This window comes from Gilvibacter sp. (assembly GCF_965601605.1).
Classification (GTDB): Bacteria; Bacteroidota; Bacteroidia; order Flavobacteriales; family Flavobacteriaceae; genus Gilvibacter.
Genome location: NZ_CBFCWJ010000026.1, coordinates 47,953 through 73,044 on the forward strand (window position 1 = coordinate 47,953; position 25,092 = coordinate 73,044).

General features: G+C 44.1%; 16 protein-coding genes, 2 tRNA genes, 2 rRNA genes and 1 pseudogene. 10 read left to right on the forward strand and 11 right to left on the reverse strand.

What is annotated here, in order from left to right:
- Nucleotides 1–73: 73 nt before the first annotated feature.
- The 5 genes from ACSLP7_RS07270 to ACSLP7_RS07290 all read right to left on the reverse strand — a co-directional run bounded on the left by ACSLP7_RS07270 (nucleotide 74) and on the right by ACSLP7_RS07290 (nucleotide 6,188).
- Nucleotides 74–2,894, reverse strand: a 23S ribosomal RNA gene (locus ACSLP7_RS07270).
- A 171-nt stretch (nucleotides 2,895–3,065) separates the two neighbouring features.
- Nucleotides 3,066–3,139: transfer RNA gene (locus ACSLP7_RS07275), tRNA-Ala, on the reverse strand.
- A 100-nt stretch (nucleotides 3,140–3,239) separates the two neighbouring features.
- Nucleotides 3,240–3,313, reverse strand: a tRNA-Ile gene (locus ACSLP7_RS07280).
- Between the two features lie 104 nt (nucleotides 3,314–3,417).
- Nucleotides 3,418–4,941: ribosomal RNA gene (locus tag ACSLP7_RS07285) — 16S ribosomal RNA — on the reverse strand.
- The 16S and 23S rRNA genes sit together here with 2 tRNA genes alongside, the layout of an rRNA operon.
- A 554-nt stretch (nucleotides 4,942–5,495) precedes the next feature.
- Nucleotides 5,496–6,188 (reverse strand): DUF4294 domain-containing protein, encoded by a 693-nt coding sequence (locus ACSLP7_RS07290; RefSeq protein WP_435578686.1) that lies wholly within the window; start codon nucleotides 6,186–6,188, stop codon nucleotides 5,496–5,498.
- Nucleotides 6,189–6,287: 99 nt separating this feature from the next.
- Between ACSLP7_RS07290 and ACSLP7_RS07295 the strand changes: the two genes are divergently transcribed.
- The 4 genes from ACSLP7_RS07295 to ACSLP7_RS07310 all read left to right on the forward strand — a co-directional run bounded on the left by ACSLP7_RS07295 (nucleotide 6,288) and on the right by ACSLP7_RS07310 (nucleotide 11,422).
- Nucleotides 6,288–7,373, forward strand: a complete 1,086-nt coding sequence (locus ACSLP7_RS07295) for a M42 family metallopeptidase (protein WP_435578687.1) — start codon at nucleotides 6,288–6,290, stop codon at nucleotides 7,371–7,373.
- 142 nt (nucleotides 7,374–7,515) lie between these two features.
- Nucleotides 7,516–8,916: a hypothetical protein gene (locus tag ACSLP7_RS07300; RefSeq protein ID WP_435578688.1), complete on the forward strand. Its 1,401-nt coding sequence runs from the start codon at nucleotides 7,516–7,518 to the stop codon at nucleotides 8,914–8,916.
- 144 nt (nucleotides 8,917–9,060) lie between these two features.
- The gene (locus ACSLP7_RS07305) at nucleotides 9,061–10,491 is read left to right on the forward strand and encodes an MBOAT family O-acyltransferase (RefSeq protein ID WP_435578689.1); all 1,431 of its coding nucleotides are present in this window, start codon (nucleotides 9,061–9,063) and stop codon (nucleotides 10,489–10,491) included.
- On the forward strand, nucleotides 10,451–11,422 hold the full coding sequence (locus tag ACSLP7_RS07310) for a hypothetical protein (RefSeq protein ID WP_435578690.1): 972 nt from the start codon (nucleotides 10,451–10,453) through the stop codon (nucleotides 11,420–11,422). The genes ACSLP7_RS07305 and ACSLP7_RS07310 overlap by 41 nt, the downstream gene beginning before the upstream one ends.
- On the opposite strand, the gene ACSLP7_RS07315 is transcribed toward ACSLP7_RS07310, so the two are convergent.
- A complete protein-coding gene (locus ACSLP7_RS07315; RefSeq protein ID WP_435578691.1) occupies nucleotides 11,419–12,792 on the reverse strand; it encodes an alanine/glycine:cation symporter family protein in 1,374 nt (457 codons plus the stop codon). The two genes, ACSLP7_RS07310 and ACSLP7_RS07315, sit on opposite strands and share 4 nt — an antisense overlap.
- Nucleotides 12,793–12,902: 110 nt before the next feature.
- On the opposite strand from ACSLP7_RS07315, the gene ACSLP7_RS07320 reads away from it, so the two are divergent.
- A complete protein-coding gene (locus ACSLP7_RS07320) occupies nucleotides 12,903–14,168 on the forward strand; it encodes an acyloxyacyl hydrolase (RefSeq protein WP_435578692.1) in 1,266 nt (421 codons plus the stop codon).
- A 1-nt stretch (nucleotide 14,169) separates the two neighbouring features.
- Nucleotides 14,170–14,541, forward strand: coding sequence for a DUF1304 domain-containing protein (locus tag ACSLP7_RS07325; RefSeq protein ID WP_435578693.1), 372 nt, complete (start codon nucleotides 14,170–14,172; stop codon nucleotides 14,539–14,541).
- Here ACSLP7_RS07325 and ACSLP7_RS07330 read toward each other — a convergent pair.
- Both ACSLP7_RS07330 and ACSLP7_RS07335 read right to left on the reverse strand, forming a co-directional pair.
- Nucleotides 14,538–15,488 carry a phosphoribosylaminoimidazolesuccinocarboxamide synthase gene (locus ACSLP7_RS07330; protein ID WP_435578694.1) on the reverse strand — a complete coding sequence of 317 codons (951 nt, stop codon included), beginning with the start codon at nucleotides 15,486–15,488 and terminating at the stop codon, nucleotides 14,538–14,540. The genes ACSLP7_RS07325 and ACSLP7_RS07330 overlap by 4 nt on opposite strands.
- A 1-nt stretch (nucleotide 15,489) precedes the next feature.
- Nucleotides 15,490–16,443: a PhoH family protein gene (locus tag ACSLP7_RS07335; protein ID WP_435578695.1), complete on the reverse strand. Its 954-nt coding sequence runs from the start codon at nucleotides 16,441–16,443 to the stop codon at nucleotides 15,490–15,492.
- A gap of 111 nt (nucleotides 16,444–16,554) precedes the next feature.
- Between ACSLP7_RS07335 and ACSLP7_RS07340 the strand changes: the two genes are divergently transcribed.
- From ACSLP7_RS07340 to dnaN, 3 genes are all read left to right on the forward strand, one after another.
- Nucleotides 16,555–17,385 (forward strand): SAM hydrolase/SAM-dependent halogenase family protein, encoded by an 831-nt coding sequence (locus ACSLP7_RS07340; RefSeq protein WP_435578696.1) that lies wholly within the window; start codon nucleotides 16,555–16,557, stop codon nucleotides 17,383–17,385.
- Nucleotides 17,386–17,388: 3 nt separating this feature from the next.
- Nucleotides 17,389–19,794: a gliding motility-associated ABC transporter substrate-binding protein GldG gene (gene gldG, locus ACSLP7_RS07345; protein WP_435578697.1), complete on the forward strand. Its 2,406-nt coding sequence runs from the start codon at nucleotides 17,389–17,391 to the stop codon at nucleotides 19,792–19,794.
- Nucleotides 19,795–19,892: 98 nt separating this feature from the next.
- Nucleotides 19,893–21,011 carry a DNA polymerase III subunit beta gene (gene dnaN / locus ACSLP7_RS07350; RefSeq protein WP_435578698.1) on the forward strand — a complete coding sequence of 373 codons (1,119 nt, stop codon included), beginning with the start codon at nucleotides 19,893–19,895 and terminating at the stop codon, nucleotides 21,009–21,011.
- A 68-nt stretch (nucleotides 21,012–21,079) separates the two neighbouring features.
- Here the strand turns inward: dnaN and ACSLP7_RS07355 are convergent, their stop codons facing one another.
- A complete protein-coding gene (locus tag ACSLP7_RS07355) occupies nucleotides 21,080–21,442 on the reverse strand; it encodes a DUF4870 domain-containing protein (RefSeq protein ID WP_435578699.1) in 363 nt (120 codons plus the stop codon).
- A gap of 150 nt (nucleotides 21,443–21,592) precedes the next feature.
- Here ACSLP7_RS07355 and mnmE point away from each other — a divergent pair, with 150 nt between their 5' ends.
- A complete protein-coding gene (gene mnmE / locus ACSLP7_RS07360) occupies nucleotides 21,593–23,062 on the forward strand; it encodes a tRNA uridine-5-carboxymethylaminomethyl(34) synthesis GTPase MnmE (protein ID WP_435578700.1) in 1,470 nt (489 codons plus the stop codon).
- 6 nt (nucleotides 23,063–23,068) lie between these two features.
- Here the strand turns inward: mnmE and ACSLP7_RS07365 are convergent, their stop codons facing one another.
- Both ACSLP7_RS07365 and ACSLP7_RS07370 read right to left on the reverse strand, forming a co-directional pair.
- A complete protein-coding gene (locus ACSLP7_RS07365) occupies nucleotides 23,069–24,703 on the reverse strand; it encodes an OmpA family protein (protein WP_435578701.1) in 1,635 nt (544 codons plus the stop codon).
- A 6-nt stretch (nucleotides 24,704–24,709) separates the two neighbouring features.
- Nucleotides 24,710–25,092, reverse strand: a pseudogene (locus tag ACSLP7_RS07370) (hypothetical protein); the annotation flags it as partial.

The window sequence follows — 25,092 nt, forward strand, 5'->3', positions numbered from 1 at the left end:
AAGTTCCTTTGAACTGCATTAAATTTTTAAAGCAAAGAGTGGCTTCCCTGACCCGAAGATCAGGGAAGTCGACGTACATAAGCTTATGGGTTATTAGTATCACTCGGCTATGATGTTACCACCTTTACACCTGTGACCTATCAACGTGGTAGTCTCCCACGACCCTTTAAAGAAATCTCATCTTGTGATGGGTTTCGCGCTTATATGCTTTCAGCGCTTATCCCTTCCCAACGTAGCTACCCAGCAGTGCTCCTGGCGGAACAACTGGTACACCAGAGGTTAGTCCAACTCGGTCCTCTCGTACTAGAGTCAGATTCACTCAAATTTCTCGCGCCCACTACAGATAGAGACCGAACTGTCTCACGACGTTCTGAACCCAGCTCGCGTGCCACTTTAATGGGCGAACAGCCCAACCCTTGGGACCTTCTCCAGCCCCAGGATGTGACGAGCCGACATCGAGGTGCCAAACCCCCCCGTCGATGTGAGCTCTTGGGGGAGATCAGCCTGTTATCCCCGGAGTACCTTTTATCCTTTGAGCGATGGCCCTTCCATGCGGAACCACCGGATCACTATGCTCTACTTTCGTACCTGATCGACCTGTATGTCTCTCAGTCAAGCTCCCTTATGCCATTGCACTCTACACACGATTGCCAACCGTATTGAGGGAACCTTTAGAAGCCTCCGTTACTCTTTTGGAGGCGACCACCCCAGTCAAACTACCCACCAAGCACTGTCCTCATTTCTGAGTTAGGCTTCAAATAAGTAAAGGGTGGTATTTCAACAATGACTCCACAACGCCTGGCGACGCCACTTCAAAGTCTCCCACCTATCCTACACATTACTTATCCAAAGTCAATACTAAGCTATAGTAAAGGTTCACGGGGTCTTTTCGTCCCGTAGCGGGTAATCGGCATCTTCACCGATACTACAATTTCACCGAGCTCATGGCTGAGACAGTGTCCAGATCGTTACACCATTCGTGCAGGTCGGAACTTACCCGACAAGGAATTTCGCTACCTTAGGACCGTTATAGTTACGGCCGCCGTTTACCGGGGCTTCAATTCAATGCTTCGCCGAAGCTAACATCTCCTCTTAACCTTCCGGCACCGGGCAGGTGTCAGGCCCTATACATCATCTTTCAATTTAGCAGAGCCCTGTGTTTTTGATAAACAGTCGCCTGGACCTCTTCACTGCGGCCAACATTGCTGTTGGCGACCTTTCTCCCGAAGTTACAGGTCTATTTTGCCTAGTTCCTTAGCCATGAATCTCTCGAGCACCTTAGAATTCTCATCCCAACCACCTGTGTCGGTTTACGGTACGGGCTGCTTCACTCGCTTTTCTTGGAAGTCGCTTCTCTGGATTATCACCGCAGCCGTAGCCTTAGTGTACTATCGCGGTATTACTACTCGCTTCAACGTGCTATTCCGTCAGCACGCACCAAATATACGCCTCCGTCACTTTTAACGTGAGCAGGTACCAGAATATTAACTGGTTGTCCATCCACTACCCCCTTCGGGTTCGCGTTAGGTCCCGACTAACCCTCAGCTGATTAGCATAGCTGAGGAAACCTTGGTCTTTCGGTGAGGGGGTTTCTCGCCCCCTTTATCGTTACTTATGCCTACATTTTCTTTTCTAGCCGTTCCAGCAAACCTCACAGTTCACCTTCAACACAACTAGAATGCTCCCCTACCCATCTTTACAGATGCCATAGCTTCGGTAGTATATTTATGCCCGATTATTATCCATGCCGGATCGCTCGACTAGTGAGCTGTTACGCACTCTTTAAATGAATGGCTGCTTCCAAGCCAACATCCTAGCTGTCTATGCAATCCAACCGCGTTTTGTCAACTTAATATACATTTGGGGACCTTAGCTGATGGTCTGGGTTCTTTCCCTCTCGGACATGGACCTTAGCACCCATGCCCTCACTGCTGATCATCATTTTATAGCATTCGGAGTTTGTCAGGAATTGGTAGGCGGTGAAGCCCCCGCATCCAATCAGTAGCTCTACCTCTATAAAACTAAATCAACGCTGCACCTAAATGCATTTCGGGGAGTACGAGCTATTTCCGAGTTTGATTGGCCTTTCACCCCTACCCACAGGTCATCCCAAGACTTTTCAACGTCAACGGGTTCGGGCCTCCACTGTGTGTTACCACAGCTTCACCCTGCCCATGGGTAGATCACACGGTTTCGCGTCTACTACTACTAACTATAACGCCCTATTCAGACTCGCTTTCGCTACGGATCCGTTCCTTAAAAACTTAACCTCGCTAGTAAAAGTAACTCGTAGGCTCATTATGCAAAAGGCACGCCGTCACCACGAATGGCTCCGACCGCTTGTAAGCGTATGGTTTCAGGTTCTATTTCACTCCCTTATTCAGGGTTCTTTTCACCTTTCCCTCACGGTACTGGTTCACTATCGGTCTCTCAGGAGTATTTAGCCTTAGCGGATGGTCCCGCCAAATTCATACAGGGTTTCACGTGCCCCGCACTACTCAGGATACTGCTAACTGTAACTTTCTTTACCTATACCGGGCTATCACCGTCTATGGCCACGCTTTCCAACGTGTTCTAGTTCATCCAGCACAGTACATCGCAGTCCTACAACCCCAGTATTGCCGTAACAACACTGGTTTGGGCTACTGCGCGTTCGCTCGCCACTACTAACGCAATCACTATTGTTTTCTTCTCCTCCGGGTACTTAGATGTTTCAGTTCTCCGGGTTCGCTCCTAATTAAAGGTGACATGTCTTCAACATGCCGGGTTGCCCCATTCGGAAATTCGCGGATCAAAATGTATGTGCCATTCCCCGCAACTTATCGCAGCTTATCACGTCCTTCTTCGCCTCTGAGAGCCTAGGCATCCCCCATACGCCCTTATCTTGCTTATTGTACTTTTTTGCTCTTAATGAGTTTGATTCAAATTTATTTTCGATGTCTGTAATCAATGATTACAAACAAATAACTTGCTTTCTCGTATTTCTTTTCCCAATATGTCAATGAACGTTTTCAACCTCCCTATATAAGTAGTTTAGGATACCTATATAAATCATAAGCCGATCGTGGAGAATATCGGAGTCGAACCGATGACCTCCTGCGTGCAAGGCAGGCGCTCTAGCCAGCTGAGCTAATTCCCCATAATTTAAAAAATCAAGAAGCCAATAACCCCTCCCTTTTAATTGATGAAGTACTCAACTTCTAAAATTTCCAAAATGTCATTCTTTACAATGAACGTCGTAGTCTCAGGCAGACTCGAACTGCCGACCTCTACATTATCAGTGTAGCGCTCTAACCAGCTGAGCTATGAGACTGCATTATTTATTAAATTGACAGTAAACCAAGTAAAAATTCTTAAGCAAGTTATCTTAGTACAAACCCGTTTTTTATGATATAGATCATAGTCGTCTTTCTCTAGAAAGGAGGTGTTCCAGCCGCACCTTCCGGTACGGCTACCTTGTTACGACTTAGCCCCAGTTACTAGTTTTACCCTAGGCAGCTCCTTGCGGTCACCGACTTCAGGTACCCCCAGCTTCCATGGCTTGACGGGCGGTGTGTACAAGGCCCGGGAACGTATTCACCGCATCATGGCTGATATGCGATTACTAGCGATTCCAGCTTCACGGAGTCGAGTTGCAGACTCCGATCCGAACTGTGATAGGTTTTATAGATTCGCTCCTGCTCGCGCAGTGGCTGCTCTCTGTACCTACCATTGTAGCACGTGTGTAGCCCAGGACGTAAGGGCCGTGATGATTTGACGTCATCCCCACCTTCCTCGCGGTTTGCACCGGCAGTCTTGTTAGAGTTCCCGACATTACTCGCTGGCAACTAACAACAGGGGTTGCGCTCGTTATAGGACTTAACCTGACACCTCACGGCACGAGCTGACGACAACCATGCAGCACCTTGTAATGAGTCCGAAGAAGGGTCTATTTCTAGACCTGTCCCACTACATTTAAGCCCTGGTAAGGTTCCTCGCGTATCATCGAATTAAACCACATGCTCCACCGCTTGTGCGGGCCCCCGTCAATTCCTTTGAGTTTCATTCTTGCGAACGTACTCCCCAGGTGGGATACTTATCACTTTCGCTTAGCCACTCAATCCGAAAATCGAACAGCTAGTATCCATCGTTTACGGCGTGGACTACCAGGGTATCTAATCCTGTTCGCTCCCCACGCTTTCGTCCCTCAGCGTCAATATATTGTTAGTGATCTGCCTTCGCAATTGGTATTCTAAGTAATATCTATGCATTTCACCGCTACACTACTTATTCTAACCACTTCACAATAATTCAAGACAACCAGTATCAAAGGCAATTCTACAGTTGAGCTGCAGACTTTCACCTCTGACTTAATTGTCCGCCTACGGACCCTTTAAACCCAATGATTCCGGATAACGCTTGCACCCTCCGTATTACCGCGGCTGCTGGCACGGAGTTAGCCGGTGCTTATTCTTACGGTACCGTCAAGCCCCCACACGTGGGGGTGTTTCTTCCCGTATAAAAGCAGTTTACAACCCATAGGGCAGTCTTCCTGCACGCGGCATGGCTGGATCAGAGTTGCCTCCATTGTCCAATATTCCTCACTGCTGCCTCCCGTAGGAGTCTGGTCCGTGTCTCAGTACCAGTGTGGGGGATCCCCCTCTCAGGGCCCCTACCTATCGTCGCCATGGTGTGCCGTTACCACACCATCTAGCTAATAGGACGCATACTCATCTTGTACCGTAACCTTTAATATGTCTGCGATGCCACAGTCATATACTATGGGGTGTTAATCTTCATTTCTAAAGGCTATCCCCCAGTACAAGGCAGATTGTATACGCGTTACGCACCCGTGCGCCGGTCGTCAGCAAAGAAGCAAGCTTCTTCCTGTTACCCCTCGACTTGCATGTGTTAGGCCTGCCGCTAGCGTTCATCCTGAGCCAGGATCAAACTCTTCATCGTTTAATCTTAAATAATTTTAAACAACTACTATATCCAAGTTTGACCAAAAAAATCTCTCAGGGTATTTTTACTCGGTTTATTCGTTTCAACACCAAAGTTTCCTTTAGTATTGTACACTGTCAATTCAATATATCAATGAACTTTTGTTCTTTCTTTTTCGCTCAACGCAACTCGTGTTTTGTAGTCACTCATCCGTTTAGCGGGTGCAAATATACAACACCGTTTTTCTTTAAACCAAACCAAAATGAAAAAAAATTAGAAGTTTTTTTTCAACATTTTCTAACGCCTTGATTTGTTACGTTTTATAGAATTCTGGGTTAGGGAGTGTAGCGTAAATCCCACAGGTGCACCAAAGGTGAACCGAGGAATTGCAGCGTAACGCCCGACCGCAAAACGTCTGCTACGAGCTCTAAGCCCTGTAGTAGCGTGGCGCGGTAACCCCATAATAAATTTTAGAACGCTCGTCGCACAATGCCAGGTACGGCTAGAGGCGAAATACTAAGATACAACCAATCTAGAGACTGGCAAAATAAAATTTGCAGACTTATTAACAGCTATTGCTTGTCCCAATGATCGGTAAGATCCAGGAAATCAATATCAAAGGCGGGCTTTTGTCGCTCCAGAAGATTGGCTTGGAACGAGCGCTCCAAAATATCTTCTATCAAATAGTCTTCTTTAACCTCAAAGGGTTTGTATTCTTCTTTGAGCGAAATGTCAAACATGCTGGCCGTAGTGTTGTACCAGAATGCCCGCCAACCGGTTCTCAGTTCTTTCACAAGATCAAAGGCCGTTCTGCCCGTTTGTCTGTAAATTAGTTTGACCAAGATCTGTCCTTCTGTGCGCGTGAGCTTTTTGAGACGTTCTGAAAACTCTCCTTCTATATATTTCTGAATACGCTTGGTGTATTTTTTACGCAGGCGCTTATCTTCTATACTGTCCAAACGCTGTTGCAAGGAAAGCAAGCGCTCTGCAGCCAACTTGGCATACGGATATACCTTGCGTGTTTTTCTACGGAGGATCAAATACCGACGGCGATCTTCTTTGGAAGTGAATTCCAACTTATTGAGCAGTACTACCTCATCCAGGTCAATGAACTCTCTGGGGATGGTATCACCTTCTACAAAATAAAAGAAGCGTTCGCTGCTGTCTATTTCAACAACACTATTCTCGCGCTCGTCTTGCGCTTGAACTTGAAAGTTGAGACTCAACAGAAATACTCCTATATATACAAGTAGGTTTCTTTTCATAACTGATGTGGCTGCTAAAACCATTCCAAAATTAATAAAAGCCGCTCCAATAGGCCTAGTTAAAATTTGTAAATTTGAGTTCTTAAACAATTACCCGCAATGGCAAAATCCATATTAAACAAAAAATCAATGGCCTTTTTGGAGGCTTATCTCAATAATGCAGCCCCAACCGGATACGAATGGGACGGGCAAAAACTCTGGATGGAGTACCTTAAACCCTATGTAGATACATTTATCACAGATACCTACGGAACGGCGGTTGGAGTGATCAACCCAGACGCTAAATACAAGGTAGTCATTGAAGGGCATGCGGATGAGATCTCTTGGTATGTCAATTATATTACTGACAATGGGCTGCTGTATGTGATTCGCAATGGAGGAAGTGATCACCAAATAGCTCCATCTAAGGTTGTAAACATTCACACTAAAAAAGGAATTGTAAAAGGAGTTTTTGGTTGGCCGGCAATTCACACGCGCAATCGCGCTAAGGAAGAAGCACCAAAACCAGAGAATATCTTTATTGATATTGGAGCCAAAGACAAAAAAGAAGTAGAAAAAATGGGCGTTCACGTAGGTTGCGTGATCACCTATCCAGACGAGTTCCACGTTTTGAACAAGGACAAATTTGTTTGCCGCGCCTTAGACAACCGTATGGGTGGATTTATGGTGGCCGAGGTTGCTCGTCTGCTCAAGGAGAATAAAAAGAAATTGCCTTTTGGTTTGTACGTGACCAATTCCGTACAAGAAGAAATTGGTCTACGCGGCGCGCAGATGATCGCAGAGCGCATTCAACCCAATGCTGCTATCGTGACAGACGTGACTCACGACACCACTACGCCAATGATTGATAAAAAGAAGCAAGGACATCAAAAGATTGGCGAAGGGCCAGTGATCGCCTATGCTCCTGCGGTACAACAAAAGCTACGCGATCTGATCATTGAAGCTGCAGAAGACAACGACATTCCGTTCCAGCGCTCTGCCCTATCTAGAGTCACAGGAACAGATACCGACGCCTTTGCCTACAGCAATAGCGGGGTGGCCTCTGCCCTGATCTCTTTGCCGCTGCGCTACATGCACACCACGGTAGAAATGGTGCATCGGGAAGATGTGGAAAACGTGATCAAATTGATTTATGAATCTGTACTTAAAATCAAAGATGGCGAGAGCTTTAGCTACTTTGACTAAGCTGCAAAAGGATTGAAAAAAACCTGGATGTTAAATCCAGGTTTTTTTTGTTTAAACGATTTATAAAATCTTGTTTATCGAATTGTAAATTGCTTGTTGCTGGGGTCAAATTCTCGTATTTTTGGGGCTTAAATTCTAATCGATGAAAAAACTACTTATCCTATCTCTAAGTGCCCTTTTTATGGCCGCTTGTTCACAAGACGAGCAAGAACTGACAACGCCAAACGATACTGCTTTTGATCTCAAAATTTTTGATGACACCAACTTTGGTGTATATGAAGGTATCTTCTCTACAGCTAAAGGAGATGCACGTGCTACAGTAACCATTAAAATTATACAGGAAGATGTTGCAATGGCAACACTTTACTTCAATGACGGAACTACCACTGTTGCTCGCAGTAAAGCACCTATCGTTAAAGGAGAGGCCATTGATCTAGTTGCCTTTGGCGGCAATGACATTTCTTTTCTTTTCTCTGCGGATGCAGACGGTTCTAATTCCTCAGTTACAGATGTGGTATATAAAAAGGAAGCTGCAGATATCATAACTGCTAAATCAACAAGTCGTGTACCTGTAACTTCGCTAACAGGATCCTACGTTTGTGTGGATTGTGCTAATCCTTCGCCTCGTACTTTTAATGTAATGATCTCAGGCGACGGAACTGGCGACCAAACATATACGGCTCAAGCGAGCTTTAGGGGAAATACCTACAACGGCAATGGTGCCCAAGACGGTTGCGCTACAGCTGGCAATTTTGACTACTGTAATGTCGGTGATACTGGTGGAATCTCACTTGGAGCTGGAACCATAAATTGGAATGGAACCGTGATATACGGTAACAGTCTTGTAGATTGTACCCAACTTATTGGACAGTGGTATTTTACAGGTTCTGCAAATGACAAAACCGGAACATTTTCTACAGATAACCCTTGTGCCTCAGTATTGGCTTTTGAGGATTTTGAAGATGATACGCTGACCTACACTACTAGTGTTGCCGAATTTACAGACGGCGGTGGAGATTTCTTCTTACGAACAGACGGTAATGACATTAGTGGTGCGTATGTTGTAGATAATATTGTAAATAATTCCTTCTTCGCTGCAATGGATATTGATGGCGAAGGGGCTTCACTTCCTGTTTATTTAGAGTTTACTGATTTGACTCTAGCATCGGGTGCTGAACAGCTTTTCGTTGAGTTATTACTTGCTGAAGATGACGATGGCTCTAACCAAGACTGGGATGATTCTGACAACGTAATCATTCAATACAGCTTTGATAACACTACTTGGAATGACCTATTGAATATCGAAGGCGAATCAGGAGGATCTGCCTTTAACAATACACCTCGAGTAGATACCAACGGAGACGGCTTTGGAGACGGTAAAGAAGTAACCAATGTCTTTGACAACTTTGTCGGGACTTTCCAAAACAATGGTACAACCAATCCTACCGCGTCTGGAACAGTGAGTATCCGCATTCAATTCCAACTCAACTCTGGAGATGAGGATATTGCGATTGACAATATTTACATTCTAGAAGCGCTCTAAGAATCAAAATTTGTTTTCTAAAACCCGGGCTAAACGTCCGGGTTTTTTTATGGGAATAGTAAAGAATTTTTCTTGCTACTCTAAGTAGAGACACCCATAGGCTAAGGCTTCATTTTTTTTATATTTGCGGGAAACTTATAGCCCTTGCTATTCAACTCACTTAGTTTTGGATTTTTCCTCCCCATTGCATTCTTGGTGTATTGGGCAGTAGGCAGGCAGAATATAAGACAACAGAATCTGGTCCTGCTTGTGGCCAGTTATATCTTTTACGGCCTTTGGGATTGGCGTTTTCTCTCGCTGATCTTTGCCAGCTCTATTGTTGATTATTACGTAGGGATCTTGCTCCCAAAAGCTAAGTCAAAAGCGCAGAAAAACAGTATACTGGCGCTGAGTGTGGTTTGGAACCTTGGGGTGCTGTTCATTTTCAAATACTACAATTTCTTCATCGCCGGGTTTAGTGAACTTTTTGCACTTAATGCCGATGAGTACGTTTTTAGCTCTTTACGGGTTATTCTTCCCGTAGGATTGAGCTTCTATACCTTCCAAACGCTGAGTTACAGTATAGATGTCTACCGCGATCGGATAAAACCCAGCAAGAATCTTATGAATTTCTTGTGCTTTGTGAGCTTTTTTCCGCAGTTGGTAGCAGGGCCTATTGAACGGGCACGAAACCTGTTGCCACAATTTGACAAAGAGCGCAAGTTTGATCTGGAGCTGGCCAAAGACGGCTTGAGACAGATACTTTGGGGACTCTTTAAAAAGGTAGTTGTTGCGGACAATGCCGCTGTAGTGGTCAATACCATTTACGCTAGCCCAGAAGATCACGGGAGCCTTTCCCTACTCTACTCATCTGTATTGTTCTTTTTTCAAATCTATTGTGACTTTGCAGGCTATTCAGACATTGCCATAGGGACAGCACGATTGTTTGGTTTTAGACTGAGTAAGAACTTCAATATTCCTTATCTGTCTAGATCAGTTGCAGAATTCTGGCAACGTTGGCACATAACGCTGACCAAATGGTTTACGGACTATGTTTATGGACCGCTGGCTAAGAACAGTAAGAATTATCTAGTGCGTACCGGAGCACTTTTCGTATCCATGGGACTTATCGGTCTATGGCACGGGGCCAATTGGACCTTCATTGTCTTTGGCCTCTTTCAAGCCTTAACCATTTCCATAGAACGCATTCCGGTGACCATTAAGGGAAAAGTAGTTAATATAAACTATTACCTTACCAAAATGCCTTTAGGGCTCACCGTGATCTACAGTTTTACTTTGATCATGACCTCCTGTATCTTTTTTAGATCGGAGAATCTAGATATGGCCTTTTTCATCATTGGCCGGATTCTAGAAGGCGTTCCGTCAGAACCATTCTCTTTAGAGATCGGGTGGCGTGTACTTTTTATTCCTCTGTTAATTATGATGGAATACTTTACACGAAATCAAGACCATCCCTTTGTAAAGATCGAATCCAAGACCGGACGTGTAGCGCGTTGGGCTATGTACTATCTGTTTATATTCTTTATCTTTCGATATGCCGGACCCAAAGAAGAATTCATCTATTTCCAGTTTTAAGGCGATCCTAAAGCGCTTTGGGCTGCCGGTGGTGATCTTCTTCATACCGGTAGTGATCATTGCAACTGTTCTAGAAGTGATGGTTGGTAAAATTCCGAGTACCTACAGTATTGTCGGTGACTACTTAAATGAGGAAGCTGAGGATATTGAAGTTGCCGTTTTTGGTTCCTCCCAAATTAAGAACAGCGTCAATGCTGCTTTGATCAGCAAGAACACGCTCAATATCAGCTCTAGCGCGCAACATCACAATACCGATTTTGAGCTGCTTAATGGATTGGTAGATCGGCTTCCAAATTTAAAAACAGTGGTTTTTGAGGTGTCTTACGGACACTTTGAAGTTCCACACAATTCCAAGTACTATTGGAAGCGCCCTGCGTTTTTAAAATACTATGGCATAAATACATTCAACAGACCCACAACCCCAGCAGACAGTCTGCTGTATATGTCACATCCAGGCTTCTTTACCACACAACTCCTAGGGCATTATGTCAAAGACAGCCTGCCGCAATTCAACCGACATGGCTTTGAGTTGGATAACTATGAAGGACGTTTTAAAAAATTGAATTACGATCTTAAAAAGATCCTTAACGATCCGATAAATATCAGCAGAAGAGAGTCACGACAGACCTTAGAATACAATGCCGCATATTTTAAAGACATGTTGACTTTTTGCAATTATCGCGGTCTTGAAGTTGTTATCATTAGCCCGCCAACTTTTACCAATTACAATGAAAAAAGAGATCCTAACATCCTAAAGCGAAGAGACAGTATTCTAAAAGCACTGCGTGTTCCTTATCCAGAGATGCGCGTGTTGATCGCTGAGACCGATCCTCGCTATATGGTCACCGATTTTAGAAATGGAAATCACCTCAACCCAGACGGTGCGGAGAAATTCAGCAAACAGCTAGACAGCCTGCTCAACGCAAACTAATCCTCCTTTAAAGCTTTAAAATAACGGCGCGCCTCTTTCAAAACTCTTGGTGCCATAATGATCGTGGCCAGCATGGTTGGGATCGCCATAAGTGCAAAAACCCCATCAATCAAGTTGATCATTAGACTCAATGAAGTCGTCGCTCCTAAGATGATACTTCCTATATAAAAGATATTGTAGTACTTCTTGTTATGGGCTCCAAAGAGGTAGCTCATACATTTGCTTCCGTAATAAGAATAGGAGAACAAAGAAGAGATACTAAAGACTGCAATACAGATCAGCAAGATATAGCTTCCTATACCTGGTAGACTGTTCTCAAAAGCAGAAGCCGTTAAAGAAACTCCATTTGCAGCACTGGTTTCCCAAACTCCAGTTACCAAAATGGCCAAAGCGGTAAGCGTGCAAACAATCAAAGTGTCTATTGCCGGACCTAACATGGCCACCAATCCTTCTCGCGTTGGCTCGCTGGTCTTTGCGGCCCCATGAGCCATGGGTGCTGTACCAATACCTGCTTCGTTGGAGAAAGCTCCACGGCGTATCCCCAAAAGGATCAGTCCTCCAACCAAACCACCAAAGAGCGGCTCTCCAGAATACAATTCTGCACTAAAAGCATCTGTAACAATAAGGCTTAAGTACTTGGGTACTTGATCAAAATTGACTCCTAGAATATAAAGGACAGCAACAAAATACAGCAATACCATGGACGGTACGAGCTTAGCTGCGGTTTTACTAATTCGAGATAACTGTCCAACAATGACAATAGTAGTGATACCTACCAAGATCAAGCCAATGATCAAATTGGACTCAAACCCGACTTGAATATCATTGGGGATCAAGAGGATATCATTTATGGCCTGAGTTAGCTGGTTTACGTTAAATACCGGCAAGGCTCCTATCATACCAGCCATACTAAAGAAAACGGCCATGAACTTCCATTTTTTGCCGAGCCCCTCTTCAATAAAATACATGGGGCCACCTTGTACTTCTCCAGCACTGTCTTTGCCGCGATACAAGATCGCCAAGGTCGCTGTAAAGAATTTTGTGGACATCCCGACCACTGCAGAGACCCACATCCAAAAGACAGCTCCTGGGCCACCTAGGGCAATAGCTACAGCTACTCCTGCAATATTACCCATCCCTACCGTTGCCGACAAGGCTGTGGTCAAAGCTTCAAAGTGGTTGATCTGACCGGGATCGTCTGGGTCGTCGTATTTTCCACGCAGCACGTTAATGGCATGTCCTAAATAACGAAAGGGCAAGAATCTGGATCGGATCAGCAAATACAATCCACCTCCAATAAGAAGGATCAATAATGGTAATCCCCATACAAATGAGGCAAATTCGGCTACGATCTTATCGAGTAATTCCATGCTGCGCTGCTAAATAAAAGCCTAAAATACCATTATTATTTTTGTCCTCTGGCATATTTTGTCAATTGGGAAACTTACCCTAATTTGACTGCACCAACTAACAACCAACTATGAGGCACTTTAGCTGCGTCTTCCTTTTTGTTTTTGCATTTTTAACGGCGAACGGTCAAGAAAATGAAAGTTCTTGGAGAACCAACGCCAGAATTCTAAACCCAGAATTTTTATTTGGACAGACCTTTGAGTCCAACAGCAACTTTCCAGATACTGGCTTGCAATATCAGTTTGTGATGAACTTTGGCATGAATAACGCCAACAATCCGCAGCAATGGGCACAACGCTTAAAAGCTCCGATAACCGGTTTGTCTCTAGGCTTGACCAACTTTGGAAACAGAGACAGTTTGGGTCTAGCAGTGTCTGTCATTCCCTACGTGCATTTTAGACTTTTCAAGAACGATAAATTTACCGCTCGTGTGGGAATGGGTGGATCCTATCACACCGATAAATTTGACGCGACAAAAAACCCCAACAATCAAGCGGTCACTACCGATATCACCTGGGCATTTAGAACCGCTTTTTATTATCGCTTTTTACAAACAACAAACACTGATTGGCATTTTGGAATCAACTACTCCCACCATTCCAACGGACATACGCGACTGTTAAATCAAGGGTATAACTCGGTCCTAGCAAGTGTTTCTGTTGCTTTTCACGAACCAGAGTTTGAATTGCTACCGGAAGGCAGTTTACCTTCTTATGACAAAAGCACTCAGAACTATATTTCTCTGCGCTACGGGCAAGGCTTTAATGTCTTGGCACTAGCTATAAACGATCAACGCAGCGTATACAGCTTTGCGGGAGAGTTTGGAAGGGTGTATAACAATACCTTTAAGCTAGGAATTGGCTTCGGATACCGACTATACAAACATTATTACGACTATATAAAGAATGATGAATCCTTGGTTCAAGACGGCCGGGAATTTGAGTTCTTTAAAGAAGATCCGTGGCGCTACGCCAGTAATTTTGCCATTACCTTTAATGGAGAGTTCCAGCTGAATCACATCGGGCTGGATTTGCAGCTTGGGGTAAATTTACACAAGCCGGGCTATCAAATTGACTGGCGCTTGAATGAAGGCTGGGACAATACCCCTCGGGAAGTACCTGAGAGCTGGCAGTTGGGTGAATTCAACTCCAAATACCAGATCAAAAAACTGATCTCGTCGCGCTTAGGGCTTAAATACTACCTGATTGGTAACGAGAAATCGCCCAGACACAATGTGTTCCTCGGGGCGCATTTACAGGCCAATCTAGGGCAAGCCGACTTTACAGAATTCAGCATTGGTTATGTTTACCAATGGAAACGCAAAAACTCAAAATAAAATGGATATCGCAATTAAAGTAATCGTATCACTGGTTGCACTGCTGCACCTATACTTTATGTATTTCGAAATGTTTGCTTGGGAATCTCGAGGTCCAAAAGTGTTCCGAGGCTTCAAAAAAGAACTCTTTAAACCGACCAAAAGTATGGCTGCCAATCAAGGTTTATACAACGGCTTTTTAGCTGCTGGCCTGATTTGGTCGCTTTTTATTGCTGATGAATTATGGGCAGACAAAGTAGCTCACTTCTTTTTAGCCTGTGTCCTAGTAGCTGGGATTTACGGCGCCATCAGCGTGAGTAAAAAGATCTTTGTTGTACAAGGAATTCCTGCCTTAATAGGACAAATCTTATTGATTCTAAAGTACTACGCCTAGGCGTTCAAATAATTATTTACGTTTGAAGTAATGCGCTCAGTGATGTTTGAGAGATTAGCACGCTGAAATTCGGTGCCTGTAATGTGCTCAAAGAGTTCAATATAGCGATCAGATACACTGTCTATATATTCATCACTCATCTCAGGTACAGTTTGTCCTTCCAACCCTTGGAATCCATTAGCGATCAACCATTGACGTACAAACTCCTTAGAAAGCTGCTTTTGCTTTTCTCCGCGATCTTGACGCTCTTGATAGCCCTCTGCATAGAAATAACGAGAAGAGTCCGGCGTGTGGATCTCATCGATCAAAACAATTTCTCCATCCTTGGTCTTTCCAAATTCGTATTTAGTATCCACAAGAATCAATCCGCGTTTCGCTGCTAGTTCAGTACCGCGTTGGAATAATTTGCGGGTATAATCTTCTAAGACTGCGTAGTCAGCTTCCGAAACTATTCCGCGTTTTAGAATGTCTTCACGAGAGATGTCTTCATCGTGATCTCCTTTTTCTGCTTTGGTTGCCGGAGTGATGATCGGTTCCGGGAAAGGGTCATTCTCTTGCATCCCTTCTGGCATAGGAACGCCACAAAGCATACGTCTGCCTGCTTTATATTCTCTAGCGGCGTGACCACTCATGTAACCGCGAATCACCATTTCCACTTTAAAAGGTTCGCAGGCCTTTCCAATAGCTACATTGGGATCTGGAGTAGCCACGAGCCAGTTTGGAACTAGATCTTCTGTATCACGCATCATTTGCGTAGCGATCTGATTCAAAATCTGCCCTTTATAAGGAATCCCTCTAGGCATTACTACGTCAAAGGCGCTGAGGCGATCCGTAGCTACCATCAACAACATATCGTTATCTAGAGTGTAAACCTCTCTCACTTTCCCACGGTAGACGCTTTGTTGTCCTGGGAAATCAAAATCAGTGGACATTAGAGTTCCCTTCATTTCAGTTGCGGTTTTCGATTTGGTTATACGCAGCAATTACTTTCTTTACCAGTCGGTGACGAATCACGTCTTTATCATCTAAGTGCACAATTCCAACCCCTTTGATATCCTTCAATACCAAAAGTGCTTCTTTGAGTCCAGAGATGGTACGACGCGGAAGGTCAATTTGCCCAGGGTCACCCGTGATCATGAATTTAGCATTCTTTCCCATACGGGTTAAGAACATCTTCATTTGAGCATGGGTGGTATTCTGCGCCTCGTCAAGGATCACAAAGGCATTGTCCAAGGTGCGTCCACGCATAAAGGCCATTGGAGCAATTTGAATCACTCCTTTTTCTATATAAGAAGCCAACTTCTCCGGCGCAATCATATCGCGCAGCGCGTCATAGAGTGGCTGCATATAGGGATCTAACTTCTCTTGCAAGTCACCAGGTAAGAAACCGAGGTTCTCCCCTGCCTCTACTGCAGGACGTGTTAGGATAATGCGTCTTACTTCTTTTTCTTTCAGCGCTTTTACAGCTAAAGCTACACCGGTATAGGTCTTACCGGTACCCGCAGGTCCAATGGCAAAGACCATATCGTTCTTGCGCATGGTTTCTACCAATTTGCGCTGATTGACCGTTTGTGGTTTGATCAAACGCCCGTTGACACCGTGAACAATAACCTCTCCACTGCTTTGATCCGTTTCATAATCGGCACGACTCGTACTGGTCAATACGCGTTCAATAACGTTTTCATCCAGCTTGTTGTATTTGCCGAATTGCTCCAGAATCATGGTGAAGCGCTTGTCAAATTCCTCTAACAATTCTTCATCTCCGTATACTTTGATCTTACTGCCGCGTGCTACAATCTTTAGCTTAGGGAAGTACTTTTTTAGCAGTTCTATATTGGCATTGTGCTGGCCAAATAGCTCCCGAGGATTGATCTCGGTGATTTCAATAATAAGCTCGTTCAAAAGCGAGGTGGTTTTAAGATTGCAATAAACTTAGAAATACTTAGTTTTGTTTGAAACAAAAGTAGGTTATTTTTACCTCAAAGAATTAACAAAATATCAACAATCCAAGGGATGCCAATTATCACCTTAACAACTGATTTTGGAGAGAAAGATCACTTTGCAGGAGCAGTAAAAGGGGGCATTTACAGCGCACTAGACGAGGTGCGGATTGTAGATATTTCCCACTCCATCTCACCCTTTCACATCAGTGAAGCGGCTTACATCATTCAAAACGCCTATAAAAGCTTTCCGGCAGGGACTATTCATATCATCGGAATTGACTCAGAACTCAATCCGGAGAACAAGCATATTGCCGTGTATTTGGACGGACATTATTTTGTTTGCGCGGACAATGGGATCATTTCTATGATCACTCAGGAATTCCGACCAGAAAAAATGGTAGAAATCAATATTCACGATCGTTTAAAGAGTAATTTCCCGGTATTGGATGTGTTTGTGGAGGTGGCCTGTCACATTGCTCGTGGAGGGACCTTGGATGTTATTGGGAAGGACATTCAGCAAATCAAACAACTCAAAGGGATCACCCCTGTGATCAATGCAGATGCTACCCAGATCATTGGGAACGTTATTTATATTGACAATTACGGGAATGTGATCACCAATATCAATCGAACCTTATTTGAGAATACGCGCAAAGGTCGTGGCTTTAATATTTCTGCCAGAACCGTCCGCTTCAATAAGGTTTTTGAACGCTACAGCGATGCCATTAACTTTGACGTCCATCCAGACCGCAGAGAAGAGGATGGCAAAAAGTTAGCTGTTTGGAACTCTTCTGGCTATTTAGAGCTGGCCATTTATAAAAGCAACCCGAGTACCGTGGGAAGCGCCTCTACCCTTTTTGGTTTAGGCTATCGCGATACTGTAACCGTTAAATTTCTATAATCCATGATCGCCATTATCAAACGTGAAATTGCCTCCTTCTTCTCTTCCCCAGTCGGGTATTTGGTGATCGGGGTGTTTTTGTTGGTCAACGGCTTGTTCCTATGGGTTTTTGACGGTCCCTTCAATATTCTCTATGCGGGTTTTGCAGACCTAGCGAGCTTTTTTCAATTGGCTCCTTGGATCTTGGTTTTCCTGATCCCTGCCGTGAGTATGCGAAGTTTTAGTGAAGAAAAACGCAGCGGAACCCTTGAGCTTTTATTGACCAAACCTATTAGCACCAGCGGCTTAGTATTGGCCAAATATTTTGGCATTCTAATATTACTGCTCATAAGCCTATTGCCCACCTTTTTGTATTTGTTGAGTTTAGAGAGCTTAAAGATCGATACAGATTTGCTAGACTACGGAAGTATTTTCGGCTCGTATTTGGGGCTCTTTTTTCTGATGGCTGCCTTTGCCAGTATTGGAGTGCTTGCCAGTAGTTTGACCAGCAATCAGATCGTGGCCTTTTTATTTGGTGTTATTGGTTGCTTCGGAGGATATTTTGGCATTCAAGGTCTTGCAGAAAGTCTTGGATCAGGCGCGGGAATACTCAGCGATCTGGGCATGCAATGGCGGTATGAAGATCTCGGTCGTGGTGTCATAGATCTCAAGCATCTATTGTACTTCCTTGCTTTTATTTTATTGTTTTTGACCGCCACAGAAATGGCCCTGCTCCGCGGACGAAAGCGCATCCAACCCAAGCGGTTTATAAAACCAGTTGGGCTATTTATAGCATTGGTTGCAGTTTCGTTTATTTTACCGAGCAAACGTTTTGACCTCACCGCTGATAAGCGATACAGTCTTAATAAGGCTACAGTAGAGCTTCTAGAAAAAGCAGAGGCTCCTGTAAATGTTACCGTCTTTTTAGAGGGTGAATTCCCTTCTGAATTCAGAAAGCTTCAGGCAGAGACCAAACAGCTCTTACAGGGCTTTAAAAGTGTAAATAGACGCGTCACTTTTGAATTTGTCAACGTCTTGGAAGATGAAGAAAATCCAGAGCAAGTTCAACAACAGTTGGCCAATATGGGGATCTTACCAGCTCGTGCCACTGTGCGTCAAGGCGGGCAAACCAATCAGGTATTGGTCTACCCTTGGGCTTTAGCTAATTATCAGGAAAAAACTGTAGCTGTTCCGTTACTCAAGAATCAGCTCGGAACTGCCATGGAGGAACGCGTATTGAACTCCATCCAAAATTTGGAATACGCCTTTGCTGATGGCTTTTCTAAAGTGATCGAACCCAAAAAACGCAAAGTAGCGGTACTCAAAGGCAACGGACAGTTGGATGATGCATATATAGCAGATTTCTTTAGAAGCTTGAGGGATTATTATTTTATAGCTGAGTTCACCTTAGACTCCGTAGCCACCAATCCCAGTGGTACTTTAAGCAAACTCAATGAATTTGATCTGCTTGTTTCGGCCAAACCTACGCAGCGCTTCAATACTGCAGAAAAGTACATTTTGGATCAATACCAAATGCAGGGTGGGAAATCCTTGTGGTTGGTGGATGCCATTACCATGGAAACGGACAGCCTCCAACTTACCGGAGAATATTTGGCAACTCCAAAAGATCTCAATCTAACTGATTTCTTTTTCAAATATGGAGTCAGAATTAATCCCAACGTGGTACAAGATGTGTATTCAGCACCTTTGGTGTTGGCTACTGGTGACGGTCAGGAATCTCAATACGAACGCTACCCTTGGTTCTATACGCCACTTACAGCCAGTGGCATTGAGCACCCGATAACCACAAATATTGAGGCGGTTAAATTCCAATACGCCTCTGGTATTGACACCTTAGACAATGGGATTGACAAAACTATACTGCTGAGCAGTTCGCCTCTTTCTGCACTGCGGGGTGTACCGAACTTGATTCGTCTAGAAGAGATTGAAAGTTTTCTTAAAACCGTAGGTGAAGGACCAGACCCGACGCGATACAATGCTGGAGAGGTACCTATGGCAGTTTTGTTGGAAGGAGCTTTTACATCAGTATTTAAAAACAGACAAAAGCCCTACGTCTATTCTGGGCATAAGGATGAAGGAGTTGCTTCTAAAATGGTTGTGGTTAGTGATGGCGATCTGATCAAGAATGAACTTCAAGGCAACAGACCTTTGGAATTGGGCTATGATCGCCTAACTGGAAACTTCTACGGCAACAAAGAATTCTTGCTCAATACGGTCAATTATCTCTTAGACGATAGCGGACTTATAAACATTCGATCTAAAGAAATTGCGCTCGCCTTTTTGGATCAACAAAAAATTAGCCGCGACGCGACCCAGTGGCAAGCTCTAAACATCTTGTTACCATTGACTTTGCTGGGTCTTATTGGATTCGGTTACCGCTGGAGCAGACGCCGTAAATACGCAAGCTAGTTGTTAATAAATTAGTTTCCGCAATCGGCAGTGATGCGATATATTTGTAATAGTAGCGAACACTTGTGATTCGCAGTCACACACGATATTCACAGCGGATGAAATTCATAGTATCAAGTACCTATTTACTCAAACAATTACAAGTATTGGGTGGTATTATCAATAACAACAATACCCTACCCATTTTAGATAACTTTTTGTTCGATTTGGACGGCAATTCCTTGACGGTATCTGCCTCAGATCTTGAAACCACCATTAGTGCCAAACTGGAAGTAGAAAGCAGTGAAAGCGGACAGGTATGTATCCCTGCGCGTTTGCTTTTGGACACTTTGAAAACCTTTCCGGAGCAACCTTTGACCTTTACTGTAGAGGACAACAATACCGTTGAGATCAGCTCCAATCACGGTAAGTATGCTTTAGCCTATGCGGATGGCGCTGAATTCCCATCTGCAATTGCCTTGAGCGATCCAAGTACAACAGAGATCATGGGTGATGTCTTAGCAACAGCCATCTCTAAAACGATCTTTGCAAGCGGAAACGATGATCTTCGCCCGGTAATGAGCGGTGTATTCTTCCAGTTTGCAACAGATAAATTGACCTTTGTTGCTACGGACGCGCACAAGCTTGTAAAGTATGAGCGCGCTGATGTGGCTGCTGCCGCTGCTGCAGAGTTCATCATGCCTAAAAAACCATTGAATCTCTTAAAGAGCATCTTGGCAGGGAGTGAGGAACAAGTAAAGGTAGAATACAATGAGGCGAATGCGAAGTTCAGCTTTGACAATACTACTTTGACCTGTCGTTTGATCGATGGGAAATACCCGAACTACGAAGCAGTAATTCCAAAGGAGAATCCAAACAAACTGACCATAGACCGCAACCAGTTCCTAAACTCGGTAAAACGGGTGTCTATTTTCAGCAATAAAACTACACACCAAATACGCTTAAAGATCGCCGGAGCAGAACTCAATATTTCTGCAGAGGATATCGACTACAGCAACAAAGCCGAAGAGCGCTTGACCTGTGACTATCAGGGAGACGATATGCAAATTGGCTTCAATTCCAGATTCTTGACAGAAATGCTGGGCAACCTAAACAGTACAGACGTTTCCTTGGAAATGTCGCTTCCAAACCGAGCAGGAATACTAACGCCTGTAGACGGCTTGGATGAGGGCGAGCAGGTAACCATGCTCGTCATGCCGGTTATGTTAAACAACTAACCATTTTCAGTGTTAATTAATAAAAGCCGCTTTAATAGCGGCTTTTTATTTGATTGATCTTCTGTATGTTATTTAATGAATTGTAAAGTGAACGGATATTCAAAGAATTCGTTATTGCTCGCCTTGATTCCTCCTATGATAGGAATTACCAAAGTAAGCAGGCCAATTCCGATCAGCATGAGTATTCCCAATCCGAACAAAAAGATGCAAGGAATAGCTACAATAGCTGCAATGAACATAGTAATCTGAAAGTTCAGAATCTGCTTACCATGATCATCAATGGCCGTATCGCGTTCACGCTGAGATAGCCAGATTACTAGTGGTATTATGATCCCGCCAAGGCCAGAAACTAAATTCAGTAATTGAGAAAGGTGCATGATCACTACTAATTGGTTGTTTGATTTAGTGTTGCTGTCGTTGATTACTTCCATGGAATTAAAGTATTGAGGCTAATACAAAATATCCGAACAAGAATCCAAGGCCAAAAAGCACGGCCACGGCGGCGAGTTGTTTAATTTTTGAAGGTTTAGAATCTGTCGTCATTTCTGGGTTTTTGTTTTATTAGTCGCGGCGTAAATAAAATGTTACAGCCTGCTTTAAGTCCAACTGTAGCGCGAATTAGCTATTTTTACGCTGTGATTCAACAAGAGACCATAGTTGCCCTAGCCACGCCTCCAGGAACTGGAGCCATTGCCGTGATTCGATTGTCTGGCCAAGAGGCCTTTGATATTGCTGACCAACTTTTTGTTTCTATTCACAACAAACAACTCAAGGCACAAAAAACACACACGGCCCATTTGGGGCATATTGTGGCAGATGGACAAACAGTTGATGAAGTCCTAGCTATCTTGTATAAAGGACCTACCTCCTACACGGGAGAGGACGTGGTGGAGTTTTCTTGCCATGGATCGCCTTATATCCAACAACGCATCATCAATTTGGCCTTAGCCTCAGGCTGTCGTGCGGCCAAACCCGGGGAATTTACCCTTCGCGCTTTTATTAATGGAAAGATGGACCTCAGTCAAGCCGAGGCCGTTGCAGATCTTATTGCCTCTGATAGCGAAGCGGCGCATCAAGTAGCCATGCAGCAAATGCGCGGTGGCTTTTCCGAAGAGATCAAAACCCTGCGCCAAGAACTGCTCAACTTTGCCTCGCTTATTGAATTGGAACTCGATTTTAGTGAGGAGGATGTGGAGTTTGCAGACCGATCCGCCTTTGAAGCGCTTTTAGAACGATTGCAAGCTGTTCTCAAACGCTTGGTGGATAGTTTTGCAATTGGAAATGTGATCAAACACGGAATCCCGGTCGCTATTGTAGGAGCGCCAAACGTTGGGAAGTCTACCCTACTCAATGCGCTTCTTAATGAGGAACGCGCCATAGTTTCTGACATAGCGGGAACCACAAGAGATACCGTTGAGGATGAGATCAGTGTGGGCGGCTTGAACTTTAGATTCATTGATACGGCAGGAATCCGAAATACAGAAGATACCGTAGAGCGCATCGGGATTGAAAAGACCTTTGAAAAGATCAACCAAGCCCAAGTGATCATATATCTTTTGGAAGCAACAGAAGTTCTAGCCCAACCACAGGAATTGACTCAGCAGCTCAGATCCTTGAAAGAGAAACATCCGCAGAAACCAGTATTGGTGGTGGCCAATAAATTAGACCTGCTTGAAAGTTCAGAGCAGTCAGAAGCAAACGAATTACTAGAACAGGCTGTAACCGACTTACACCAAACCCAAAAGGTGTTGATGTCTGCCAAAGCCAAAGAAGGCGTAGAAGCCTTGCAAGAAGGTCTGTTGGAGTTTGTCAATACCGGTGCGCTAAAGAACGATCTATCCATAGTGACCAACAGCCGCCACTACGACGCCCTGCTCAAAGCCTTGGAAGAGATCACCAAAGTACGTGAAGGCATGGAGGCTCAGCTGAGCGGTGACCTTTTAGCTATTGACATCAGACAGGCGCTCTATCATCTGGGAGAGATCACTGGAGAGATCACCAATGACGAACTTTTGGGGAACATTTTCGCGAACTTCTGTATTGGGAAGTAAGCAAACTCAATCCGGTCTATACACCAAAGTCACCCGTCTGTTTTTAGCCCTACCCTGAGTATCGGCATTGGAGGCAACTGGTCGTGATGCGCCAAATCCTTTAGTGATCATTTTAAATAGCTGATTTCCGTTCTGACTTTCTATGAATTGGGCAACAGCTTCAGCTCGTGCTTTAGACAGCGCCAAATTATCTTTGGCGTTGCCCACATTATCCGTATGTCCCTCTATAAGGAGTGTGCCACTGTTGAAATCATTTAATAAAGAAAGCATGTCTTGTAAGACAGCATTTGCCTCAGGCTTAAGCGCATAGGAACCTGAATCAAAGAGCACAGCACTATCCAATTCAATCTTAAAAGCACCGCCAATAGCTGCGACAGCGTCAATATCTGCTCCTGGAATTTCACTTTCTGTTTCCAGATCTGTTAGACGGAGGTAAGTAAAATAGTCACTTGGATCCACAAAGTTTTCTATATCCACTGCTGCAGTACCGCCCTGAATGACACCAAGGTCAATCCAAGTATTTCCATCTTTAGAGATCTCCAAGCGAGTTGGCTCAATTTTCCCCATTTCGAAAATGTACAAATCAGGACCATTTACATTGATTAATGCGTTATCCTTAAAATGCAGGATAGCTTGTCCCCCAACCCCTAAATTACAGAACCTAGGGTCCGCTCCCAGCAACTCAGCCACCGGCATATTTGGAGATCCCAAGATTCCTTGTTGGTTACTTCCCCCTTGCCCTTGCTTGAAACTAATCAATTGGTCAGCAAAAGAAGCCTCGCCCAAAGGCAAATAAATATATCGGTTTTTAGAATCCTTATAGACATTAGCAGCTGTATTCTTTTGAGATTCCCAGGAAGGATTCAAACGATGAAATGTCTTCTGTTTACGAGCAAACTGAGCTTTAAAATCCTGATACGCTTTCTCCAAAGTCACACGGTAGTTATCGTGGAATTTTTGAAAACCAGCACTCGCAGTTCCGCTTGTCAAATGTCTTTTGTAAGCTGGTGGCAAAGAAGCTCCATATAAGGAATCAATTTCTCGTTTGGAAAGCATACGATTCAAGGAGGGCAATAAGGTCATCAAACCGAACTCTTCTTGAGACACCTTGTAATGTGCGAGCATCAATTCAAGCGCTTCAACAGCATCTACTTCTGCCAAAGTCTTGTAGAGATTCAGTTGTTCCAGACTCCTTCCTTTTTTTCTGCGCAAGTGATCCTCTACAAAGGTAGCCTGCTGCACCCCTGAAACCTCACGAATTAAAGCAATTGCTCGCTTTTCTGCCGCAACTTGATCTTCTAAATTTCCAGTAGAACCATTTAAAACCGCACCCCAGACAGAAGACAATCCCTGCTGTTGATTGGTGCTGTCCAAAGCCTGTTGCATAAACTGTTCAAAGACTTCACGACTGACCCCCATTTGCGCCAATTGTTCGTCGGTGAGATCAGATCTACCTAAGCTTTCCAATGCCTCTGTTACTCCTTCAACAGCAATTTGCTCCTGCGAATTGGAAGTGAGCTGAGGTTTGTCTGAAGCTGAAGTTTGCGTTTGAATTTCCCTTTTTTGATCTTCTGAATCCTCGGTTTGCTGCTTACAGCCAATGAACGCCATCAGCAACAATAAATAAAGTAGAACTTTCATAACTAACTAATCTCTTAAATATCGGGCTTGCATAAATTCAAAATATCCAAGTCCAAAACGGTTAAACCAATCCGGCACGCCATATTGTTCTTCGCAAAGATTTAGCTGCATCATGCTTTCTTTTAATTCTGCGATTAGAAAGGTGTATGTCTTGTCGTATTCGTGTTCCAAGTTGATGAACTTCTTCATGATTTCTGCCCGTTCTTGTTGCCAAACTAAACCAGTCACTGCATGTATCCCCGAAGAGTTATCGCCAAGTTTAACAGCAGCATCTGTATAGCGTTTACTGCATTTATAAATTATCCTCAGCTTTTCTAACTTATAACGTGCATCATTAAATTTTAGCCGTGCTGCCGTAAAACAAGAACTGCAATCACTGGCGCGATCCT